At 66.3% G+C, this 20,725-nt stretch carries 20 protein-coding genes; 8 read left to right on the plus strand and 12 right to left on the minus strand.

What is annotated here, in order from left to right; genetic code table 11:
* Positions 1 to 56: 56 nt before the first annotated feature.
* Entirely contained in the window at positions 57 to 1,727 is a 1,671-nt protein-coding gene (pgm, locus tag ABIB45_RS11070; protein WP_354215906.1) for a phosphoglucomutase (alpha-D-glucose-1,6-bisphosphate-dependent), read from the plus strand.
* A 100-nt stretch (positions 1,728 to 1,827) separates the two neighbouring features.
* Here the strand turns inward: pgm and ABIB45_RS11075 are convergent, their stop codons facing one another.
* The gene (locus ABIB45_RS11075) at positions 1,828 to 2,433 is read right to left on the minus strand and encodes a malonic semialdehyde reductase (RefSeq protein WP_354215907.1); all 606 of its coding nucleotides are present in this window, start codon (positions 2,431 to 2,433) and stop codon (positions 1,828 to 1,830) included.
* Between the two features lie 201 nt (positions 2,434 to 2,634).
* Here ABIB45_RS11075 and ABIB45_RS11080 point away from each other — a divergent pair, with 201 nt between their 5' ends.
* Entirely contained in the window at positions 2,635 to 3,987 is a 1,353-nt protein-coding gene (locus ABIB45_RS11080; protein WP_354215908.1) for a uracil-xanthine permease family protein, read from the plus strand.
* A 59-nt stretch (positions 3,988 to 4,046) separates the two neighbouring features.
* Here the strand turns inward: ABIB45_RS11080 and ABIB45_RS11085 are convergent, their stop codons facing one another.
* The 4 genes from ABIB45_RS11085 to ABIB45_RS11100 form a co-directional block, all read right to left on the minus strand.
* The gene (locus ABIB45_RS11085) at positions 4,047 to 4,904 is read right to left on the minus strand and encodes an SGNH/GDSL hydrolase family protein (RefSeq protein WP_354215909.1); all 858 of its coding nucleotides are present in this window, start codon (positions 4,902 to 4,904) and stop codon (positions 4,047 to 4,049) included.
* Between the two features lie 3 nt (positions 4,905 to 4,907).
* Entirely contained in the window at positions 4,908 to 5,735 is an 828-nt protein-coding gene (locus tag ABIB45_RS11090) for a GAF domain-containing protein (RefSeq protein ID WP_354215910.1), read from the minus strand.
* 248 nt (positions 5,736 to 5,983) lie between these two features.
* On the minus strand, positions 5,984 to 6,496 hold the full coding sequence (locus ABIB45_RS11095; RefSeq protein WP_354215911.1) for a hypothetical protein: 513 nt from the start codon (positions 6,494 to 6,496) through the stop codon (positions 5,984 to 5,986).
* Between the two features lie 45 nt (positions 6,497 to 6,541).
* Positions 6,542 to 7,441 (minus strand): SDR family oxidoreductase, encoded by a 900-nt coding sequence (locus ABIB45_RS11100; RefSeq protein ID WP_354215912.1) that lies wholly within the window; start codon positions 7,439 to 7,441, stop codon positions 6,542 to 6,544.
* Between the two features lie 190 nt (positions 7,442 to 7,631).
* On the opposite strand from ABIB45_RS11100, the gene ABIB45_RS11105 reads away from it, so the two are divergent.
* Both ABIB45_RS11105 and ABIB45_RS11110 read left to right on the plus strand, forming a co-directional pair.
* A complete protein-coding gene (locus ABIB45_RS11105) occupies positions 7,632 to 8,126 on the plus strand; it encodes a DUF6328 family protein (RefSeq protein ID WP_354215913.1) in 495 nt (164 codons plus the stop codon).
* A gap of 171 nt (positions 8,127 to 8,297) precedes the next feature.
* Complete coding sequence (locus ABIB45_RS11110; RefSeq protein ID WP_354215914.1) at positions 8,298 to 8,684, plus strand: DUF6766 family protein; 387 nt, start codon at positions 8,298 to 8,300, stop codon at positions 8,682 to 8,684.
* 30 nt (positions 8,685 to 8,714) lie between these two features.
* Here ABIB45_RS11110 and ABIB45_RS11115 read toward each other — a convergent pair whose 3' ends face one another.
* The 3 genes from ABIB45_RS11115 to ABIB45_RS11125 all read right to left on the minus strand — a co-directional run bounded on the left by ABIB45_RS11115 (position 8,715) and on the right by ABIB45_RS11125 (position 11,139).
* Complete coding sequence (locus tag ABIB45_RS11115) at positions 8,715 to 9,839, minus strand: glycerate kinase (RefSeq protein WP_354215915.1); 1,125 nt, start codon at positions 9,837 to 9,839, stop codon at positions 8,715 to 8,717.
* Between the two features lie 64 nt (positions 9,840 to 9,903).
* A complete protein-coding gene (locus ABIB45_RS11120; protein WP_354215916.1) occupies positions 9,904 to 10,701 on the minus strand; it encodes a class I SAM-dependent methyltransferase in 798 nt (265 codons plus the stop codon).
* A 78-nt stretch (positions 10,702 to 10,779) separates the two neighbouring features.
* Positions 10,780 to 11,139: a DUF7793 family protein gene (locus ABIB45_RS11125; protein WP_354215917.1), complete on the minus strand. Its 360-nt coding sequence runs from the start codon at positions 11,137 to 11,139 to the stop codon at positions 10,780 to 10,782.
* 103 nt (positions 11,140 to 11,242) lie between these two features.
* On the opposite strand from ABIB45_RS11125, the gene ABIB45_RS11130 reads away from it, so the two are divergent.
* From ABIB45_RS11130 to ABIB45_RS11140, 3 genes are all read left to right on the plus strand, one after another.
* Positions 11,243 to 12,925 carry an ATP-binding protein gene (locus tag ABIB45_RS11130; protein WP_354215918.1) on the plus strand — a complete coding sequence of 561 codons (1,683 nt, stop codon included), beginning with the start codon at positions 11,243 to 11,245 and terminating at the stop codon, positions 12,923 to 12,925.
* A gap of 19 nt (positions 12,926 to 12,944) precedes the next feature.
* The gene (locus ABIB45_RS11135) at positions 12,945 to 14,474 is read left to right on the plus strand and encodes a putative bifunctional diguanylate cyclase/phosphodiesterase (RefSeq protein ID WP_354215919.1); all 1,530 of its coding nucleotides are present in this window, start codon (positions 12,945 to 12,947) and stop codon (positions 14,472 to 14,474) included.
* Positions 14,475 to 14,658: 184 nt separating this feature from the next.
* Complete coding sequence (locus ABIB45_RS11140) at positions 14,659 to 15,708, plus strand: EAL domain-containing protein (RefSeq protein WP_354215920.1); 1,050 nt, start codon at positions 14,659 to 14,661, stop codon at positions 15,706 to 15,708.
* A 149-nt stretch (positions 15,709 to 15,857) separates the two neighbouring features.
* On the opposite strand, the gene ABIB45_RS11145 is transcribed toward ABIB45_RS11140, so the two are convergent.
* The 4 genes from ABIB45_RS11145 to ABIB45_RS11160 form a co-directional block, all read right to left on the minus strand.
* Positions 15,858 to 16,664 carry a glycerophosphodiester phosphodiesterase family protein gene (locus ABIB45_RS11145; protein ID WP_502909131.1) on the minus strand — a complete coding sequence of 269 codons (807 nt, stop codon included), beginning with the start codon at positions 16,662 to 16,664 and terminating at the stop codon, positions 15,858 to 15,860.
* Between the two features lie 26 nt (positions 16,665 to 16,690).
* The gene (locus ABIB45_RS11150) at positions 16,691 to 16,939 is read right to left on the minus strand and encodes a hypothetical protein (RefSeq protein ID WP_354215921.1); all 249 of its coding nucleotides are present in this window, start codon (positions 16,937 to 16,939) and stop codon (positions 16,691 to 16,693) included.
* Between the two features lie 104 nt (positions 16,940 to 17,043).
* A complete protein-coding gene (locus tag ABIB45_RS11155; protein WP_354215922.1) occupies positions 17,044 to 17,862 on the minus strand; it encodes an HAD family hydrolase in 819 nt (272 codons plus the stop codon).
* A gap of 134 nt (positions 17,863 to 17,996) precedes the next feature.
* The gene (locus ABIB45_RS11160; protein WP_354215923.1) at positions 17,997 to 18,935 is read right to left on the minus strand and encodes a carbohydrate kinase family protein; all 939 of its coding nucleotides are present in this window, start codon (positions 18,933 to 18,935) and stop codon (positions 17,997 to 17,999) included.
* A 66-nt stretch (positions 18,936 to 19,001) separates the two neighbouring features.
* Here ABIB45_RS11160 and ABIB45_RS11165 point away from each other — a divergent pair, with 66 nt between their 5' ends.
* Positions 19,002 to 20,705 carry a sialidase family protein gene (locus ABIB45_RS11165; RefSeq protein WP_354215924.1) on the plus strand — a complete coding sequence of 568 codons (1,704 nt, stop codon included), beginning with the start codon at positions 19,002 to 19,004 and terminating at the stop codon, positions 20,703 to 20,705.
* Positions 20,706 to 20,725 lie beyond the last annotated feature (20 nt).

Genomic DNA, 20,725 nt, shown 5'->3' on the forward strand with positions numbered 1-20,725 from the left:
TCCGGAATCTGGACAGCGGCGTATTGCCGCCCGCCCGGGTCTGGCATGCTGGTCCCATGGCTAGCCGCGCGGGCACAGTTGCCCAACCCCAGGACCTTGTTGACATCACTGCGCTCCTCGATGCGTACTACGACATTTCGCCGGATCTTGGTGATCCAGGCCAGCGTGTGGCGTTCGGTACCTCCGGGCACCGCGGCTCCAGCCTCAAGGCATCGTTCAACGAAAAACACATCGTTGCCATCACCCAGGCCATCGTGGAATACCGGGCCGGGCAGGGCATCACCGGCCCGTTGTTCCTGGCGAAGGACACCCACGCCCTGAGCGAACCGGCGCAGAACTCCGCACTGGAAGTGCTCGCCGCCAACGGCGTGAACGTGCTGATCGACGCCCGCCACGGTTATACGCCCACGCCGGCACTGAGCCACGCCATCCTCACGTATAACAACAACCGCCAGCCCGGCCATCCGGAGGCGGACGGCATTGTGGTCACGCCCAGCCACAACCCGCCGGCCGACGGCGGCTTCAAATACAACCCGCCCCACGGCGGCCCGGCCGATTCGGACGCCACTGGCTGGATCGCCAACCGTGCCAACGAACTGCTCGAAAACGACCTCCGCGGCGTCAGGCGCATTTCCGTCGCGGATGCCCTTGCCGCGGACAGCACCGGCAAGTTCGATTTCCTCAGCAGCTACGTTGACGATCTCCCGTCCGTGCTGAATCTGGATGCCATCCGCGAAGCCGGTGTCCGCATCGGCGCCGACCCCATGGGCGGTGCCGCAGTAGATTACTGGGGCGAGATCGCCGAACGCCACCACCTTGACCTGACCGTCGTGAACCCTACCGTCGATCCGCAGTGGGCCTTTATGACCCTGGACTGGGACGAAAAGATCCGGATGGACTGCTCCTCGCCGTTCGCGATGGCGTCCCTGATCAACAGGATGTCCGACGGCGGCAGTTCAGCCGCGTTCGACGTCGCCACCGGCAATGACGCCGACGCTGACCGGCACGGCATCGTTACCCCTCTTATTGATGGGGTGGGTGGGCTGATGAATCCGAACCACTACCTCGCCGTCGCCATCGATTACCTCTACCGCAACCGCAGCGGCTGGAACCCAAACTCTGTGGTGGGCAAGACCCTGGTATCGTCCTCGATCATCGACCGTGTGGCGGAGAGCCTGGGCCGCAAGCTGGTGGAGGTCCCCGTGGGCTTCAAATGGTTTGTGCCGGGCCTGCTGTCCGGCGAAGGGGCGTTCGGCGGCGAGGAATCGGCCGGTGCCGCGTTCAACAAGCTGGACGGCAGTGTCTGGACCACCGACAAGGACGGCATCCTGCTGGCCCTGCTCGCCTCGGAGATCACCGCGGTCACGGGCAAGTCCCCGTCGCAGCTGTACAAGGGCCTGACGGACCAGTTCGGCGCCCCGGTCTACGCCCGCATCGATGCAGCAGCCACACGGGAGCAGAAGGCGGCACTTGGCAAGCTGTCGCCGTCGGACGTCACTGCCACTGAACTGGCGGGCGAAACGATCACGGCCAAGCTCACCGAGGCGCCCGGCAACGGCGCATCCATCGGCGGCCTCAAGGTGGTGACGGAGAACGCCTGGTTCGCCGCGCGCCCGTCCGGGACCGAGGATGTCTACAAGATCTACGCCGAGTCCTTCAAGGGCGAGGAGCACCTCAAGCAGGTGCAGGCCGAAGCCAAGGCGCTGGTGGACGGCGTGATCGGCTAAACCCTCTCTCACTTAATACCCTTTGATCGCCAACGCTCTCTCACTTTCCCAAGGAAAGTGAGAGAGCGTTGGCGATCAAGCTGCAGTAAGTAAGGCAGGGTCAGACGGTCCGGACGACGTCCTCGTAGGCGAACTTGGGCTTTGCTGCACCCCACGCACCTTCACCGGCCTGGCCAATGTTGACCACCAGGAAGCTCTTCTGCTCGCCGGCCGGGAAGAGCTCGGCGTCGATGGCGCTGAAGTCGGCGCCGGTCATCGGGCCGGCGGCGAGGCCGAGGGAGCGGACAGCAATGATGAAGTAACCCGCCTGGAGGTGCGCGTTGTTGTTGCCGGTTGCTGCGGCCAGGTCCGGGGCGGCGTCGTACATGGCCTTCGGTGCGTTGAACTCGGGCAGGAACTTGTCCCACTGTTCGGCCCAGGCGGTGTCGTAGCTGAGGACGGCGACGAGCGGCGCGGAGGCTGTCTTGGCCTTGTTCCCGTTGGCCATGGCGTCAACGAGCTTGGCGCGGGCCTCGTCCGAGCGGACGTAGGTGATGCGCAGGGGCTGGGCGTTGAATGCCGTGGGGCCGAACTTGGTGAGCTCGTAAATGGCGCGGGCCTGGTCCTCGGTCACCTCGCCGGTGAAAGTGTTCGCGGTGCGGGCTTCGGCAAAGATGGCGTCGACGGCGGCCGAATCGATGACAGCTTCTTCGTGGGCAATAGTCATGGGCGTCCCTTTCACTGGGCCCGCCCATCGAAATGATGGGCCGGCAGTCTGCTTTCCATAGTTGCAACTTCAAGTGAGCCTGATTTCTTCCACTGCCGGCATATGACCTCCCACACAGCCGGACGGCGGGCGCGGCTGGGCGGTAGTGTTGCACCGGAAGATCTCCCGGCCCCAGCGGCCACCCCCTGAAAGGCCTCCGCCATGAGCATGCTCGGAATGAAATGGAAGCTCCACGGCAACGGCAAGGCGATCAAGCCCGGCCACGTGGTCGGCCCGGACGAGCGGCTGGCGTGGCCGCTGACCATCGGCGTGGGCATGCAGCACGTGGTGGCCATGTTCGGTGCCACGTTCCTGGTCCCCATCATCACCGGGATGCCGCCGGCCACCACCCTGTTCTTCTCCGGCATCGGCACTCTGCTGTTCCTGGTCATCACCAAGGGCCGCATCCCCAGCTACCTCGGCTCCAGCTTCGCTTTCATTGCCCCCATCATGGCGTCCCAGCAGCAGTTCGGCGTGCCCGGCGCGCTGGGCGGGGTGGTGCTTGCCGGCGTCGTACTGGCCCTGATCGGTGCGATCGTCCAGAAGTTCGGTGCGGGCTGGATCAACCGGTTGATGCCGCCGATCGTCACCGGCGCCATTGTGGCGCTGATCGGCCTGAATCTCGCCCCTGCGGCGAAGTTGAATTTCGCCGCTGCCCCGGTCACGGCCGTGGTCACGCTCGCCACCATCATTCTGGTCAGCGTCCTCTTCCGCGGCATCATCGGCCGCCTGAGCATCCTGGTGGGCGTGGTGATGGGCTACCTGGTGGCCATGCTGCGCGGCGAAGTGAGTTACGACAAGATGGATGCAGCCGCCTGGATCGGGCTGCCGCACTTCCAGACACCGGAGTTCCATGTGGGCGTGCTCGGTCTCTTTGTCCCCGTGGTGCTGGTCCTTGTGGCCGAGAACATCGGGCACGTGAAATCGGTGGCGGCCATGACCGGGCAGAACCTCGACGACGTCTCCGGCCGGGCGCTGATGGCCGACGGCGTGGCCACCGTCCTCGCCGGCGCCGGCGGCGGTTCCGGCACCACCACCTACGCGGAAAACATCGGCGTCATGGCGGCCACCAAGGTGTACTCGACGGCGGCGTACTGGGTTGCCGGCGTGTTCGCCATCGTGCTGAGCTTCTCGCCGAAGTTTGGCGAACTGATTGCCACGGTTCCCGCGGGTGTGCTGGGCGGCGCGGCCACCATGCTGTACGGCTTGATCGGCATCCTGGGCGTGAAGATCTGGGTCCAAAACAAGGTGAACTTTGCCAACCCGGTGAACCTGACCACCGCCGCCGTCGCGCTGATCGTTGGCATCGCGGACTACACCTGGACAATCGGGGAACTGACCTTCACCGGCATCGCGCTGGGCTCCGCGGCGGCCCTGGTGATCTACCACGGCATGAAAGCCATCGCGAAGGCCCGGGGCACCGTGGCCGAGCCGGAAACTGAGCTTGCGGGCCTGCCGCCCGCGGCAAAGGCCGCCCTCAACGCCGCAACTAAACGGGCACCCAAGAAGCGCTGATTCATCAGCGGCCTGCGCCCCGGCGGCGCAGGCGGCAGCTCCGAGCTGAGCCTGCGGGCTCAGGCTGCGTGGCCGCTCCCGAAGAATGGACCCGGCGGGCTGATACCAAAAACCGGTCCGGGCTCGGGCCGCTTGGCGGTCAGCGTCTCTTCTGCGGGGTGCCGCAGCTGCCGGACCACCCACGGAACCAGGTATTCCCGAGCCCAGATCAGGTCCTCAGACCTGGCCTCCTTCCAACTCCTGACCAGCGGCTTGGGTTCCAGCGGAACCAGCGTGTGCTGCACACCGAGGGCCCTCAGCACGGCCGCCGCGATGGTGTGGTGCCCCAGCGGCGAGAAGTGCAGCCGGTCCGGATCCCACATGCCGGGGCTTGAGAGTTCGCGCAGGAACCACAAATCAACCATTACCGCGTCATGGCGGGCGGCCACGGTGTGGAGGTTCTCGTTAAGGATGGCAACCTTGCCCCGGATCTGGTTGAAGACCGGAGTGGCACCCCAGTCCGGTCCGGCGAAGAGGACCACCGTGGCGCCGGACCGGGTCAGTTGGGCCACGCCGGCGTCGATGATTTCTGCGAGCCGGTCGGGATCGCTGCGCCGGAAAACAATATCGTTGCCGCCGGCGGAAAGCGTTACCAGGTCGGGCTTCAGAGCCAGCGCCGGTACAAGCTGCTGGTCGAGGATCTGCTGCACCATCAGGCCGCGGACGGCAAGGTTTGCGTAGGCGAAATCAGCATGGTTGGCACTCAACTCTTCAGCTACACGGTCTGCCCAGCCCCGCAATCCGCCGTCGCTGCGGGGTTCGGGGTCGCCGATCCCCTCGGTGAAGGAGTCGCCCAAAGCCACCAACCTGTGCCATGGGTGGGGTGCAGGCTCCGCTGCGGCGTTCCGGACGTCCTTGTCCTGGTTCCAGGCGTTCATGACTTACTCCCTGTTTTGTAGGGTCCCTCTTTCCGGCCGTTGTTCAGCCGGGATGAGTCCACCGAAACCGGTATCTTCCTGGCCCGGTTCCGCCGGGCCGGGACGCGAAGCGGCAACGATGTTCAGGGCTGTCTCGCGAAGCCCCTGGTTGGTATGCCGTGCGACGGTCCGGAGGTACTGACGTGCCGCTTGGTGGCCAAGCCCGTAATCAGACGTGAGGACGGTGACTGCCAGGTCCATCAGCATCATGGAACTTTGGGCCACCGCCAGTTGCGCGCCCGCCTCGGACCGTTCGGCCACGCGCACCACCATGCGGAGGGTTCTGCCCGCCTGCCGCGCATACCGGCGCGTCTTGAGGATGTCGTCACTGGTGAAGGCGTGGGGCGTGGACGCGTAGAGGCTCAGCGCGGCGCTCCAGGCGGTCCCTGCCGTAATCGGGATGGACAGCAGCGACCTGACGCCGTGGTCCGCGGCAACGCTGGCATACCCTGGCCACCGGCGGTCGCGGGCGACGTCGGCCAGATGTACAAAGTCGCCGGCGCGCAGGGATTCCAGCACGGGTCCATCCGCGAACGAGCACTGTTCTTCGTCTGCGGCCCGGGCTGCGGCGCTGCCTGCGGCGGCGGTGCGGGCCGCGGCGGCGGTGCGGGCCGCCCCCGGGCGGAAAAACGTGACCGCCCAACTGATACCGCGGAGGTCGCCGTGGATGTCGCGCATGAACTCGTGGGTGACTGCATCAAGGAAGTCCTCGACAGCCGTGCTGTCGAACACTACATCCTGGGGGTCGGGAAGCGATTCCCAGCCCGGCCCCCCGGGGGTTGCCGCGGCCATGATCCACGCCTAAATTCGGAACGCGTGGCCCACTGCAAAACCTCTTCTAGGATACGTCCGGAGGGGGCTTCACGGGTGGGATCTGGTGCACCAAATGGTCCCGGGCCCACAAAAGAGCCGACGACAGGAAAGTGCCGCCCGGCGCGCGGCCGGACGGCACTTTCCCTCCGTAAGTTCAGAGCGCGGTGACCAAATTTGCTCGGCCGGCAGCGGCACCGGCACCGGGCAGGCAAGGCCCGCACCCGAGGTCAGCCGGCGTCGAAACTTTCCGCGTCGTCGTTCGGCGACTTCTCTTTGGGCAGGTCATTGCCGCTGCCGTCCGGCAGGCCGGACGCGTCCGGGCCCGACTCCGACGAGAACGGCTCCGAGCCTTGTGAATCCGCATTGGACCCGTCGATTTCAGCCTCTGCGGAGGGAACCTCCGCATCAGGCGGCACGGGCGGCTCGCCTGGTTCAAACCCGGGATCATTCGAGTCGGCTTCGGCATGGTGCTGGTCATCCGTACCGCCGAACCGGCCAGCCCCGGGCTCGCCGGCACTGTCCTTATCCTCCTCGTCGAAGTGGCTGAGCTTGGTAGTACCCGTGGCGAATGATTCGAGGTCGGGGCTGTCCTGGTTCAGGCCAGTGGCGTCAAAGTCTTCTTCGTCGCGGGGCTGCGCAAACTGCTTGTTGTCCGCACCGCCCATCTCCTGCTCCACCGTCGGCGTGCCGTAGCCGCCCACTTCCTCTGCCGGTTCCGTGCCCTGGTTCTCCTGACTCATGGTTCCTCCTGTTGTGGATGTGGGTGAATCTGACGTGCAAGTGTTTCAGAGACCTTTGCCACCGGTGACCGGCAGCACCGCTCCCGAAATATAGGACCCCTGGTTGGAAGCCAGCAGAACATAGGCGGCCGCAAGCTCAGCTGGCTGGCCGGCCCGCTGGAGCGGCGTGTCATGGCCGAACGTGGGGAGTTTGTCCGGCCACTCGGTTGCGGGAATCAGCGGCGTCCAGATGGGGCCGGGAGCCACCGCGTTGACCCGGATTCCCTTGGGCCCCAACTCCTGGGCCAATGCCTTGGTGAACGCTACCTGCGCCGCCTTGGTCATGGCGTAGTCAATCAGCCCAGGGGACGGGTTGAACGCCTGGATGGAGGCCGTGGTGATGATCGATGCACCGGCCTTCAGATGGGGAACCGCTGCCCGCGCCGTCCAGAGCAGGGAGTAAAGGTTGGTTTTGAAGACCCTGTCGAACTCCTCGGTGGAAAGGGACTCGAGGCTGTCCCGGTTTTTCTGGTAGGCCGCGTTAAGTACCACCACGTCCAGGCCGCCTAACTCAGCCACGGCGTCCTCCACGATCCGCGCGCTGAATTCCTCTTCCCGTCCGTCGCCGGGCAGAAGCAGTGCCCGCTGGCCCGCTTTGCGGATCCACTCTGCGGTGTCCAGGGCGTCTTCCTGCTCTTCCGGAAGGTAGGAGATTGCGACGTCGGCCCCCTCGCGGGCGAAGGCAATTGCGGCAGCCTTTCCGATCCCCGAGTCTCCGCCCGTGATCAGCGCCGCCTTACCTTCCAGGGCGCCATGCCCTTCGTAGCTGAGTTCCCCATGGTCCGGCTTGGGATCCATGGGCGCCGTCAGGCCTGGCTGCTCCTGCTCCTGCTTCGGGAAACCGCCTGAATGGTAGCTGACCCGGGGGTCTGCGGACAGCTCTGGCTGCTTCTGTTTATCGCTCAAAGTCCACCTCTTCATTCGGCTTCAAAGGGCTCACGCGTCACCGGCCCTTCGAAACTATCCCGCCCGGAGGAGCAAGTCCACCGTTCGGCACAAATAATCAGTAAACTTACCAATTTGAACTTGGCGCAACGTCGGCCCAGCTTTGGAGCACTCAGGATGGCCGCCGCGCCCCTGTGAACGAGGAGAAGCAATGTCGGAAGTGGAGGATTTCACCGGCAACACAGGCCGGAACGAAACCCGCGAAGAACAGCTGGACCGGAACTGGGCTGAGCTCCTGCAGGAACTCAGGGTCCTGCAGACGGGGGTCCAGATCCTGGCGGGCTTCCTCCTCACGCTCCCGTTCCAGCAGCGGTTCGAGGAACTGGACGATTTCCAGGTCACCCTCTACCTCGTCAACGTGGTCATCGCCACCCTCACCACCGCCTTCATCCTGCTTCCCGTGAGCGTCCACCGCCGGCTGTTCCGCCAACGCCTCAAGGAGACGCTGGTATCAAGCGCGGACTCCATCACAAAGATCGCGCTGGCCGGAGTGGGAATGCTCAGCGTGGGGACAGCGGCACTCGTCTTTGATGTGTCGGCGGGCCGGTCTGCAGGCCTGACGGCCGGCGGCATCCTGCTGGCCATCCTGCCGGTACTGATGATCTACGTCCCGTTGCGTCTGAACCGCCGCGCCCAGGAACGGTAACCGGAAGCCACCGCCCAAGACAAGAGCGGGGCACATGGAGCGAAGGAGGGATATGCGCAAATAGCCCAGGGAACACGGCCGCTGCTTGCCAATGCCGGACTGTTCCTGGCGTTTTACGGTGGAATGATCCTCTCCGGCGCGGCGGCCTAGGGCTCTTCCGAGTCCAAACGCATGGGCAATGCCGCCCCGCAGGACCAGGATCCACGCGATGCCACCATCAAGGACGCCGCACCGTGGCCGGTCAAGCGGGGCAGGCTGGTGCTCAAGCTCTACGAACACTCGCTGTCCATCCTCCTGCTGCTGTTCGCGGCCTCCTTCAGCCTGCACGCAGCCGGCGGAGCCTCGGCGTACAACGACGAGCAGCAGAGCCATGGCCAGCCCACCGTCGCGGTGCTGGGATATCTGGCCACCAGCCGTTTCTGGTTCGAATCCTTCCAGAACTGGCAAAGCGAATTCCTCGCGGTGGCCGTCCTGGTGGGCGCCTCCGTTTATCTCTGCGAAAAGGGGTCACCGGAGTCCGAACCGGTAGCCGACCCGCACTACGAGACCGGTGCCTGAGCGGCCTTCCGCAGTTGCGGAGGGCCGGCGTCAGGCGCCCTCCAGAACCTGGCTGGTGGCCCAGGTCAGGTATTTTGCGGCATTCGCGACGGCGTCTTCCGGGCTTGCCGCCACGTCGAGGAGTTGGGCAGCGGCTACTACACCGTGCCCGGCGAGGTCTTCAGGGGTGACCAGGATCCGGCCGGCCACCACGATCACCGGGATGCCCCGTTCCCGGGCAGCATCGGCGAGCGCGATGGGGGCTTTGCCGGTCAGCGACTGGGAGTCCATGGACCCTTCGCCGGTGATCACCAGGTCCGCATTGTCCAGTTGGCCGACCAGGCCGGTGAGCGCCGCAACCAGCGCAAATCCGCCTTCCAGCCGCGCGTTCGTGAAGGCAAGGAACGACGCAGGGAATCCACCCGCCGCCCCGGCGCCCGGGATGTTAACGTCCCGGCCGGTGGCTTCACGCAGGAGGGACGCCCAGTTGCGGAGGCCGGCGTCGAGCAGTTCTACCGCTTCTTCGTCGGCTCCCTTCTGGGGGCCGAAAACATGGGCGGCACCGCTGGTGCCGACGAGCGGGTTCTGCACGTCCACCGCGATCCGGAACCTGACTGTGGACAGGCGGGGATCCAGGCCGGAGGCATCCAGGGCCACCACATCGGCCAGCGATCCGCCGCCCAACGGGACTACGTTCCCGGCCCGGTCCAGCGGTTTAAGTCCCAGTGCACGCAGGGCGCCACTGCCGCCGTCGGTCATGGCCGATCCGCCCAGGCCCAGCACAATCTCGGTGGCGCCGGCGTCGAGGGCCGCGGCAATCAGCTGTCCGCAGCCGTAGCTGTGGGCCCGCAGGGCATTGGCCGGCGTGGGCTCCATCTGCGCCAGGCCCGAGGCCTGCGCGGTTTCAATAATGGCGGTCGCGCCGCCGTCGGCATTTTTCCGGACGGCCCAGGCCGCACCAACGGGCTTAAGGATGGGCCCCACTACCGCGTTTAGCCGCTCCTCGTAGCCCGCAGACACGGCCGCCTCCAGCGTTCCCTCACCGCCGTCGGCGATCGGAAACTGGTTGGCGACGGCATCCGGGTAGACCCGCAGCGCCCCTTCTGCGATGGCGGCAGCGGCCTCGGCGGCGGTGAGGGAGCCTTTGAACTTGTCCGGAGCGATGAGAATACGCATGCCGCCCATCATGCCAGTCCGCCGCCGGAAAGCGCTTGCCTGATCCCGGCATGCGGACAGCGGCCTACCGGCTGGGGGCTTTGGCCTTGAGCACCGCGAAGTAGCCCGGGATCCTGCTGTCCCCGTCAGCGTCCATCAGTGGGTTGGTTTCGATGGTCGCAGGCCCATCTTCCACGAGCGTCCACTGGTCCGCCGGCATCACGCGGGCAAGTTCCTCCGGCCCGAAGTGTCCGGGCATGGGCAGTTTTCGGATGGCCAGCTCCAGCGGGGCCGGGATCTTCCGGAGCGAGGCGCCCAGGTGCGAGACGTATTCCACCGGGTTTCCGGGGTAGTTCGTCTCCGCCAGGAAGACCGTGCCGCGCTCACCCACCACCTGCCGGAGGTTGTCCATCAGCGCGGCCTGATCGGCGGCGTCCAGAACGTGGAGCACGCCGCGGACGAACACATTGGCGTCCGTCGATCCCGCCAGCCCTGCACCCGCGCCGGGCAGGGTCATGTCGCGCGCGATGTACTGGACGTTGCTGATCCCTGCGGATTCGTCCTGTGCGCGGGCCACTGCATGGTCAGAGACATCCACCCCGATGACCTGCGGTGAAAACGCGGCGAGGGCCCGGCTGAAGCCGCCGTGACCGCACCCCACATCCACCACTGGGAGCTGGGGATCGAAGTGCCGGGCCAGGATGTCGCGGTAGCCCTGCAGTTCGTGGTCCGAGCCGGAGTCCCACAGCACTTCGCTCCGGGCACCGGTGCTGGCGATGCCCGCCCAGTACCTGTCCCAGGCAAGCACCCGGTCTTTGGGTGCAGAACGGGACAGGCTGATGAGCTTGGGCAGGATCAGATACTTCCGCCAGGTGGAGCGCATCGGTTTCAATGGGGAGGACACCGTTCAAATATAGGTCCCCGGCCGCCTGGCGACGGTGTCGGAAGGGCAACGGGTGGGTCAGGCCCCGGCTGGCTGGTCCTTCAACAACCAGGCCATGGCCTCGTCCCGGGACGTAAAAAAACGGGTGGGGCAGGGCAGCCTGTTGATTCCCAGGATGAAATTGGCCAGGACTTTGTCAACGGGCGATGCCCCCAGCAGCGCAATTCGGGACGCCTGGCAGGGCCGGCCGAAAACAGCGCGGGCGCCGCGGCTGACCTGGGCCGTGGTGGCCATATCCACCAACATCGGATGCCGGCTGTCGCCGCACATTTCGTTGACGCCGCGCATGGCGGCTTCGGCGTCGGCCTCGGAGATGGACACCGCACGCGGCCACCTCAGCTGGATGACACCCTGCCCATCCAGCGTGAGATCCGCCATGGCACCCTCTGCAGGCTGACTCGTCACTATTACCCTCCGCGCATTTATAAACGGACCCGCTGTGCCCCGTCACCCTACAATGTACTCATTCAGGACCGAACGGGTGCTCATCAGCAGCGAGGGGGACAGGTTGCCAGCGGACACGCCACACGTCGCAACCGTGCCGTACCTGGCCGTCGTGGCGGATCCCGACGCGGGACGCCGGGAATTCACCACCGCAACCCTCGAAGCGGCGGGCTTTATGGTCCGGGCTGCCGGGAGCGCCCCGGGCCTCTCAGCCCTTCTTGAGGGCAGCGAGCCCTCCGTCCTTGTGCTGGACAGCTCACTTTCGGACATCGACGCGTCTGCTCCCGTGCTGGTACTCGTGGATCTGGACAGCCCGGCCGAGGTCAAAGCCGTGGAGCATGCCGGCGTGCGGGACTGCATCGCCAAGCCGCCGGCGGCCAAGGAAGTGGTCCACCGTGCCACCGCTCTGATCAACCTGGTTTCACGCCGGACAGAGGCACGCCAGGAGGCGGAGTCGCTGCGCGAAAGGCTGCGGCAGGTCTCGGCGGCCATTCGCGGAACAAACGATCCCCAGCTGATCTCCGACTTTGTGGTGAAGGGGTTTGGTGAGACCTTGGGCGCCGACCGTGTCTGGCTCACCACGTTTGACGATTACCGGGTGCCACCCATCACCGCGCAGTGGCACCGGTCCAAACTCGCTCCCCTGCCTGAGACCCTGTTCGCGTACCCGGACGAGGCCCGCGCGGCAGCGGATCTCCTCTGGGCGCGGGCAGAGTCCCTGACGGCGGACGGGGCCATCGTGCAGGGCGGAACGGGTGACGCCGAGCTGCCGGCCGAACTCGCCGCCCTCGGCGCGGCCGCGTCCGTGGCCGTCCCGATGGGCGAGGGAAGTTCGTCGCTGGGCATCATCTGGATTGCGCAGCTGGACTCCCCACGGGAATGGTCGCGGGCAGAGCTCGGCCTGATCCAGCACGTGGCCGGCAACGCCGCCCACGGCCTGATCCAGAGCCACCTGATCACCAGCCAGCAGCAGGTGGTCAAACAACTCCGGCAGCTGGACAAAGCCAAGACCGACTTCCTGGCCACCGTCAACCATGAGCTTCGTACTCCGCTGACCTCGATCATGGCGTATCTGGACATGATCCAGGAAAATACCTCCGATCCGGTGTCCATCGAGGTCCACCAGATGCTGGACATCGTGGTCCGGAATACCGAGCGGCTGCGCCTGCTGATCGAAGACATGCTGAGCGTTTCCCGCAACGGGCACGAGCTGACTCCCCAGCAGCTGACACCTGTCCGGCTGGCGCGGACGCTGCAGATTGTCATTGCCGCACTCACGCCGCTGGCAAAGCTGCAGAACGTCAGCATGGTGCTGGCCCCCGTTGCCGACGACCCCGAAATCATGGCGGACGAAGTCCAGCTGCAGCAGGTCTTTACCAACTTGGTCTCCAACGCCATCAAGTTCACTCCAGGCGGAGGCAGGATCGACGTGGCCAGCGTTTTGGATACCGAAACCGACGGCACACGCTGGGCCAACGTCAGCGTCTCGGACACCGGGATGGGGATCTCCGAGGACGAGATAGCCCACATCTTCACCCGGTTCTACCGTGCCTCCAACGCCATGTCCGGGGCGGTACCCGGCACCGGCCTGGGGCTGGCCATCACGCAGGACATTGTCGATCGCCACTGCGGCCGCATCGAGGTGGCGTCTGAGCTGGGCTTGGGCACCACGGTCACGGTAAAGCTCCCGCTCGACACCCATGCTCAGCAGAATCCCTAAACCCGGAGAGGAGGTCCCCTTGTTCGCCGACAATGACCCCAGGCTGTCCCAACTTTTGGAGGGCATCGTCCGGCTTGCCTCCGGCGACCTGCAGTCCCGGATTGAGGTCTCGCCCGCCCGCGACGAACTCGACGCCATCATCATGGGCACCAACCTCCTCGCCGAGGACCTGGAGATCATATATGAGGAACTTGAACAGCGGGTTGAGGACCGCACCCAGCTCCTCCACGAAGCCCACCGCGAAATGCAGAAAATGGCCATGCAGGACCCCCTCACCGGCCTCGCCAACCGGTCGGCGCTCCTGGCCGCAATCAAATCTGCCCAGGACGACGCCGCCGGCCAGCCCGTCATCCTGCTCCTGGACCTTGACGCCTTCAAGTCCATCAACGACACTCTGGGCCATGCCGCCGGGGACAAGGTGCTGAGCACCGTCGCGAAGCGTATCCGCGGTGCGGTCCGCGGCACCGATGTTGTTGCCCGGCTGGGCGGGGACGAGTTCGCCGTCGTTATGCCTGCCACGGGCCCGGACCAGGCCGCCGTCGTAGGTCAACGCATCCTGGCCGCCCTGAAGGAAGCGATCGAGCTGCCCGACCGGACCATCCGCTGCGGGGCGAGCATAGGACTCAGCATTGGGGAGGCGGGGCGGTCGGCGGAGGACTTGCTGATGCAGGCCGACGTTGCCATGTACGCCTCCAAGGCCGAGGGCCAGAACCGGCTCCACGTGTTCGAGCCCGGTCTTCTGCTGGTTCGCAGGCTCCGCAGCCAGCTGCTCGATGACCTCCGGACCGCGGTCAAGGGCGAGGGGCTGTTGCTGCATTACCAGCCCGTGATTGAGCTGGATACCGGGCGGATTGAAGGCGTGGAGGCCCTGGTCCGTTGGCAGCACCCCACGCGCGGGCTCGTCATGCCGGACGAGTTCATTCCCCTGGCCGAGGACGCCGGGCTGATCTCCGAGCTTGGCCTGTGGGTGCTCACGACGGCGGTGGGCCAGCTCCGGCGCTGGATTGACGACGCGCTGGTTGACAGTACGTTCTCCGTCCGGATCAACATCTCCGCCTCTGACCTGCAGAGCCTGCAGTTCATTGAAGACGTACGGGGCGTGCTCAAGGAAACGGGCGTCCGGCCCGAGCAGGTTGTCCTGGAACTGACGGAAGTGGCCATCGTCAAGGGCAACGAACTGGACCGGTACTCGTTGGGCGGGCTCCGGGGGCTTGGGGTCGGCATCGAGATCGACGATTTCGGGACGGGCTACTCCTCCATCAGCTACCTTCGCCGGCTCCCCGTGGACCGGGTCAAGGTGGACCGCTCCCTGATCGAAGGCCTGGGCACCGACCCCAGCCAGTCACCCCTGGTGGCTGCGGTCCTGCAGCTCGTGCGGGCCTGCGGGCTGGAAGCTGTGTGGGAAGGTGTGGAAACCGCGGAGCAAGCCGAGCATCTGCGGAGCCTCGGCTGCCTGAGCGCGCAGGGGTACTACTTCAGCAAGCCGGTTCCGCCTGAACAAATTCCCGGTCTGCTGGCCAAAAGTTCGGCGCAAAGCAATAGTGGTTAATCGTTGAAGGGATGCGCTTTTGGGCGGTCCCGATATACGATCTAGTTGCGGTGACTCTTCTCCGCGGCCAGGGGACCGGCCTAAAGCAGAAGTAGCGAACTCCGAAGGCGTCTGGAAATTTGAAAATTGAACGGCCATCGGGCCATTACTTCGTCAATGGGGGGCGTGGATGATGACTGTTCGGGTGCAAGCATGGGGAGTTATCGCTGCGGTATTGGCGGATCCGGATCCTGCCGCGGCAGCCATTCGCCAGCGCCTTAGCGACCGCTTGGGCGAAAACCCCGGCGTCCCGGAGCGGGCCTTGCTGGAATACCTCCTGGAACGCCGGCAGCAGGACGCCGTTCAGGGGGGCGCCCTTGACACAGCCCGCTCCATTCAGCCGCTGAACGCCATGCCGCCGCAGGTGGCCGAGCGGTTGGATTCGCTGCGGAGCCTGTCACGGATCAGCGCGCTGCTGGAGAATCAGATGCTGATGACGGCTTTCCAGCCGATCTTTGCACTCGACTCCAAGACTGTGGTGGGCGTCGAGGCGCTGTCGCGTTTTGTGAGCGACGACGGCGCCGGCGCGGAACTCTGGTTCGCGGAAGCTGCTGCTGTTGGCCTCGGCGCCAACCTGGAATTCTCGGCACTCGGTTCCGCAGCATCGGCCGCCGCGAACCTTCCGGCACACCTTTATGTCGCCATGAACATCTCCCCCACCTCGTGCCTCGATCCGCGCCTGCCCGAATTGTTTGACCACATCGAGTTGCCCATAGACCGGATTGTGCTCGAATTGACGGATGGAATTCCTGACGAAGAATACTCGCATTTTATTTCCGCCGTTACTCCGCTGCGGGAACGCGGGTTGCGTATTGCAATCGATGATTCGCACTCCACCGCCGGCACGCTGAGCCGGATGCTGCACCTGCGCCCGGACTTCATTAAGCTCGGCAGAAGCGTGATCAGCGGAGTGGACAGTGATGGCTCCCAGCGGGCTGTTGCCGCATGCATGGTGGACTTCGCGACGCAGCTCGGCACCGTTCTGGTGGCGGAAGGCGTTGAAACCACCGAAGAGCTCAGGGTCCTGACGGAGTTGGGTTTCAGCGCCGGCCAGGGCTACCTGCTCGGCCGGCCGTCTGTGCGGCCGAAGGATTGGGAATCCTGGAACACCCCCCTCGACGCCACCGAACTCCGGCACCTCACCACTGACGCCGGTCACGCCTTCCCTGGGCCTGGCGGCGCTGAACGGCGCTGACAGGCTTCGCCACGCTTCTCCGGTCGGCACTCCACCGCCCCGCTCCAGGCCGGTAGTGTTCCCCTACGCGGGTCCGGTTGGCCAAGTCTGCGGAGTCCTTCGCCGCGGCGTCCTTCGCGGGCCGGTGCGATTCCGCAAGCCAGCGCCGGTCAGCTGCCGGGCCACTCGCCGCGTTCCTGGAGTACCTGCTTGAGCAGATCCGCCCGGTCCGTCACGATCCCGTCCACGCCGAGGTCCAGCAGCCGTTGCATCTCGGCGGGCTCGTTAATGGTCCACACATGGACCACCAGTCCCAGGGTGTGGGCGCGCCGGATGAAGCCCGGCGTCACCACCCGGAGCGCCCCCTGCCGGACAGGAACCTGCAGCGCCTGGACGTCGCGCAGCGGGATCCGGAGCACAAAGCGCAGCCAGGCAACAGGAAGCAGGGGGCCGAGCAGGACAACCAGCCCGTTCGTCACCACCCCCGCCGACGACGCGACCGGCCGGCTCAGCAGCTTCAGCACCGCCCGGCGTCGGCGGTCTGAAAAACTGGCCACCAGGACCCGGTCATGCGCCCCGTGCCGTTCGATGCCGGCGGCCAGGGGGCGCACGGAGTTCCAGTCTTTGACGTCCACGTTCACCCGCACATCGGGGAATGCCGTGAGCAGTTCGTCGAACAGCGGCACGGGTTCGCGCCCGCCGATGGGCGCGGCTGCCACCTCGGCGGCAGTCAGCTCGGAAATCCGGCCACGGCCGTCGGAAACCCGGTCCAGTGTGTCGTCGTGGAAAAGCAGCAGCACGCCGTCGGATGTGGTGTGGACATCCGTTTCGACGTATTGGAACCCGTAGTCGACGGCGGCGCGGAACGCGGCCATGGAGTTTTCCAGCCCATCCTGCGAGAATCCGCGGTGGGCCATGGCGATGGGGCGGGCGGGACGCGAAGCATCGCCGGAAGTGTCAAAGAACGGCCAGGTCACGCTGCGAGCGTACCGGAACCGGCCCGTTATGCCTCCTGCGGCACAATCTCCACATCATCGCTGCAATGCAGCAGCGTGCGGCCCAGCCCGTTGTCGAGATCCACCCACACGGCGGTGTGGTCCAAAGTGATGGCGTCCACCAGCCCGCCGGTTTCGTAACCGGGGGTGAGCGAGACGCGCACGCGGTCGCCCTTTTTCAGTGCACTCCAGTGCGCCGCCGGCTCCGCCGGGCGCAGCGGCTCATCGGCCGTACGTTGGTTGCCGTTCCTTGCCATGACTTCCCCTCAAGCTGCGAATGCGCCTATTCGCGACCCACACTAGGGGGCGAAAGTTAACGCCAGGTGAGCGGAAGCTGTGAATCCTGGCTGCGGGAGCCCGGTCAGGCCAGCTCGACCCCCAGCGCTGCGAGCCTTGCCTCGAGAACCTGGGCCACGCCGTCGTCGTCAAAATGGGGCGCCTGCTGCCCGGCTGCGCGGATGGCGTCCGGGTGGCCGCTGGCCATGGCGTAGCCGTTCCCTGCCCAGCGGAGCATCTCCACGTCGTTGGGCATGTCCCCGAATGCCACGACGTCGGCTGCCTCGATCGCCAGGGACTTGGCGTACTCAGCGAGGGTGACGGCCTTGTTGACACCCGGAAGGGACAGTTCCAGCATGGCCACGCTGGGCGCGGAGTGCGTTGCGTACGCGAGGTGCGCGACGGCGGGCCGGACGGCAGCGAGGAAGTCGTCCGGAGTGCCCTCCCGGACGATCGCGAGGAACTTCACGACGGCGTCGTCCGCGGTGAGCGTCTCAGTCAGCGGCGCGGGGGTGAATTCGGCCAGCAGCTCGCTGGAACCGTTCTCGATGAAGCCCGGCTCCAGGTGGAACCCCGTAAGGGTTTCCGCCGCGAAGAGCGCGGACGGGCGAAGGTCTTTGACGATCCGCCGGACTTCCCGCACGGCATCAATGCTCAACGTCCGGGCGGAGACCAGGCGGTCCGTTTCGAGGTCCCAGACCACGGCGCCGTTGGAGCAGATGACCGTGCCGGTGTGGCCCAGTTGCTCCTCCAGCGGGTGGAGCCAGCGCGGCGGACGGCCGGTGACAAAAACGAGCTCAATGCCGGCGTCCCGGCAGGCGTGGAACGCGCGGATGGTGCGGTCACTGATCTTTCCATCGTGCCCCAGGATCGTTCCGTCAATGTCACTTGCCACCAGCCGCATGCTGCCAGTCTACGTGGGGCAGCCGGCATCGCTCATCCGCGCTGCGCCTCGGCGAGCGGCTGCCTGGAGTCTCCCGGAGACGTTTTTTGACGTGGCTACCCACGGACCCGGCGTCGTGGGACCAACGCCCCCGCCTACTCCTCCGGCACGGCGTTCAGTTCCGCACGGGTGGGCGGGTTGGCGCCAGGCCGTGAAACGGTAATGGCGGCCGCACGGGAGGCGTGGGCCAGGAGTTCAGCAAGGCCTTCAGCCGGCAGCTCACGCAGTTCCCCGCGGTTCTGCGCACCGTCCAGGCCGCGGTCCACAATCCCGGAGAGCAGCGCCGCCATAAACGAATCCCCCGCGCCCACGGTGTCCGCCACCTCCACCTCGGGTGCCGGACATTCCACCTCGCCCGCGGCCGTAATCCCCCACGGACCGGCCGCACCGCGGGTGACCACCACCATCGCAGGCCCCACCGCACCGCCCAGGGACAGCCAGCGGCGGGCGGAGTCCAGTGGATCCACGCCGGGATACAGCCAGGCCAGGTCCTCATCCGAAGCCTTAACAACATCCGCCAGCGACGCGAACTTTTCCGCCTGCCGCCGCGCGTAGTCCGCATCGGTGATGATGCTGGGGCGGCAGTTGGGATCGAAACTGATCGTGGCGGACGGGTGGGCATATTCGACGGCGGCGAGCACCGCCGTCGCACCCGGCGCCAGCATCGTGGCAATCGATCCGGTGTGCAGCAGGGTGGTGCCCTGCAGCATAAAGGCGAGCCGGTCGGCCAGGTGGGGAAGCTCCCAGGTGAGGTCGAACGTATAGGTGGCTCCGCCGTCGTCGTCAATCAGGGCGGTGGCCACGCTGGTAGGCAACTCGTCCGGCCCCTGCGGCAGCATCACCGAACTGGCACGCAGGTGCGCTGCAACGGAGTCGCCGTAGGCATCGCGGCCGTAGCGCCCGATGAACTGCACCGGGTGGTCCAGGCGCGCCAGCCCCACCGCGACGTTGAGGGGGCTGCCTCCCACGTGGGCTTCGATTCCGGAGGCGCGCTGGACAACGTCAACAAGGCCCTCGCCAATAACAGTGAGCATGGTCATACTCTGCCAGAGAAGCGGCCCCGCCACGCAGATTTACTGCCCGTCGCCTACCATGGAGATATGACATCCCATGTCCTGCTGTTGATGGCTACCCCCGACGTCGAACACGTGCTTGCCCTCCGGGGAACCGGCGGTTACCGCCAATACAGGATTCCCGCACTCGCCGTCTCGCGGCAGGGCACCGTGCTGGCCGCCTACGACGGGCGCCCCAACCTCGATGACCTCCCCAACCCGATCGACCTGCTGCTCCGGCGCAGCACGGATAACGGTCGGACCTGGGGCGCGCAGCAGGTGGTGCGGAGCGACGGCGGCCTCAACGGTTACGGCGACCCGAGCCTGCTGGTGGACGTGGATACCGGCCGCATTTTCATGTTCCATGCCGCCGGAACGCGGGCGGGTTTTTTCGAGGCCGTGGCCCAGCTGGAGCCCGATGACCAAGTCCAGCACTGCGATCTCAGCTTCTCTGACGACGACGGCATGACCTGGCAGCACCGCCGGATCACTGCCCAGCTCAAGCTCCGGCCGCCCACACATGCCGGCGAACCGCCCATCACCGGGATCTTCGCCGCGGCAGGCCAGGGCATCCAGATCCACACCGGGCCTTTCCGCGGCCGCCTGGTGCAGCAGTACGTGGTCCTGGCCGGCGGCGAGATCATGGCCGCGTCCGCCTACAGCGATGACCACGGCGAGAGCTGGACTCTCGGCGAGCTGATCGGCGCAGCGACCCATGGCTTGAGCCCCAACGAAAACAAAGTGGCTGCGCTTCAGGACGGCCGGCTTCTCCTCCACAGCCGCGGCACTCCGCGCCGGCTCGCTGCAACGTCCGACGACGGCGGCGCCACCTGGAGCGCACTGCTCCCCGTCGAGGACCTCCCAGACCCGGGCGACAACGGCTCCCTGGTCCGCTTTGACGGCCTTCCGTCCGTCGATTCCCTCGCAGAGGAAGCCACCGGCTCATGGCTGCTGGCCACCAACAACCACGACACAGCCCTGCGGCGAAACACCGTCCTGAGCCTCTCTACTGACAACGGGCGCAGCTGGCCCGCGAAGCTGGTCCTGTGCCCGGGCAGCTCGGCCTATTCGACGGCCGCCCGGCTCCCCGACGGCAACGTCGGCGTCCTCTACGAGCGCCAGGGGTACCGGGAGATTGTGTTTATTTCTGTGCCCGCGGGGCAGCTCACCGCCTGTCTCGCCGGCGTCGAGAACGCCCCGCGCGGGCCCGGCGGCACGGGACTGACCTCCGACGGCGGTCCCGAGCTCGTGTTCGACATGGAACTGCGCTCCATCACCCCCGGCCGCCCGGCGGCCTGGCAGAACGCCGGCGAGTTCCACGTCATGCAGTCCGGCGGGGAGGACTGGGGGGTGCACACATGGAAGGAAATCGGCCAGGGCTACTCGGCCGAAGCGGCGCAGGTCATCGGCACCCGGGAGGCACAGGACCTGAATTACGGCCCGATCATTCCCGGCTACAAGGCCGGCGACATCCTCGCCTTCACCGGCAGGGCGCGCAACGACGGATCCTTGCCGGTGACCGCGGTCCGGCTGTCCGGCCCCGGCTCAGACGCCTTCCCCGCCGGGGACCTTGGACCCGGCGAGGAAGTCCTCTACTTCACCCCCGGCTACACCGTCACCGAGGCGGACGTGGCCCAGGGCCACGCGGACGTGGCGTTCGACGTGACCGCCGAATGTGGCGGCACTGCCGTGCGCCGCCGTCGTGCTTTCAGGTTTGATACCCGCACCGGAGGCGTCAGCGCGCCTGAGTGAGAGAGCGTCCCGCAGAATCC

The organism is Arthrobacter sp. UYCo732, assembly GCF_040547265.1.
Lineage (GTDB): Bacteria > Actinomycetota > Actinomycetes > Actinomycetales > Micrococcaceae > Arthrobacter.

Bases quoted from the DNA above. Each gene is read 5' to 3' on its own strand.
- pgm (WP_354215906.1), top strand. From the start codon at position 57: ATGGCTAGCCGCGCGGGCACAGTTGCCCAACCCCAGGACCTTGTTGAC.
- ABIB45_RS11075 (WP_354215907.1), bottom strand. From the start codon at position 2,433: ATGACTATTGCCCACGAAGAAGCTGTCATCGATTCGGCCGCCGTCGAC.
- ABIB45_RS11080 (WP_354215908.1), top strand. From the start codon at position 2,635: ATGAGCATGCTCGGAATGAAATGGAAGCTCCACGGCAACGGCAAGGCG.
- ABIB45_RS11085 (WP_354215909.1), bottom strand. From the start codon at position 4,904: ATGAACGCCTGGAACCAGGACAAGGACGTCCGGAACGCCGCAGCGGAG.
- ABIB45_RS11090 (WP_354215910.1), bottom strand. From the start codon at position 5,735: ATGGCCGCGGCAACCCCCGGGGGGCCGGGCTGGGAATCGCTTCCCGAC.
- ABIB45_RS11095 (WP_354215911.1), bottom strand. From the start codon at position 6,496: ATGAGTCAGGAGAACCAGGGCACGGAACCGGCAGAGGAAGTGGGCGGC.
- ABIB45_RS11105 (WP_354215913.1), top strand. From the start codon at position 7,632: ATGTCGGAAGTGGAGGATTTCACCGGCAACACAGGCCGGAACGAAACC.
- ABIB45_RS11110 (WP_354215914.1), top strand. From the start codon at position 8,298: ATGGGCAATGCCGCCCCGCAGGACCAGGATCCACGCGATGCCACCATC.
- ABIB45_RS11115 (WP_354215915.1), bottom strand. From the start codon at position 9,839: ATGCGTATTCTCATCGCTCCGGACAAGTTCAAAGGCTCCCTCACCGCC.
- ABIB45_RS11120 (WP_354215916.1), bottom strand. From the start codon at position 10,701: ATGCGCTCCACCTGGCGGAAGTATCTGATCCTGCCCAAGCTCATCAGC.
- ABIB45_RS11125 (WP_354215917.1), bottom strand. From the start codon at position 11,139: ATGGCGGATCTCACGCTGGATGGGCAGGGTGTCATCCAGCTGAGGTGG.
- ABIB45_RS11150 (WP_354215921.1), bottom strand. From the start codon at position 16,939: ATGGCAAGGAACGGCAACCAACGTACGGCCGATGAGCCGCTGCGCCCG.
- ABIB45_RS11155 (WP_354215922.1), bottom strand. From the start codon at position 17,862: ATGCGGCTGGTGGCAAGTGACATTGACGGAACGATCCTGGGGCACGAT.
- ABIB45_RS11160 (WP_354215923.1), bottom strand. From the start codon at position 18,935: ATGCTCACTGTTATTGGCGAGGGCCTTGTTGACGTTGTCCAGCGCGCC.
- ABIB45_RS11165 (WP_354215924.1), top strand. From the start codon at position 19,002: ATGACATCCCATGTCCTGCTGTTGATGGCTACCCCCGACGTCGAACAC.